General features: G+C 59.6%; 1 protein-coding gene. It reads left to right on the top strand.

All coding sequences use genetic code 11. The annotated features are described in order from the left end of the window. A partial coding sequence (locus MB824_RS03455) for a hypothetical protein (RefSeq protein ID WP_238745999.1) occupies positions 1 to 208 on the top strand: 208 nt, incomplete at both ends.

Below are 208 nucleotides of genomic sequence, written 5' to 3' on the forward strand. Positions count from 1 at the left end.
TGCCATCTGCGGGCTGTTGGGCTATATGGCGGCGAAAATGCAGGATAGACCGGATGCGGTGCAAGTGGCGGCTTCAGCGCCGGTTCGGGCGGCCGATTCTGTGGCCGAACAGACTGGCCAGGCGGATGCGGGCGGGACAGTGGAAACATCTCACAGCAAAAAATCAGGCCGGAACTGCACAAAAATAGGCTTGCCCAATCCGCCTTAC

This window comes from Kingella pumchi (assembly GCF_022288825.1).
Lineage (GTDB): Bacteria > Pseudomonadota > Gammaproteobacteria > Burkholderiales > Neisseriaceae > Kingella_D > Kingella_D pumchi.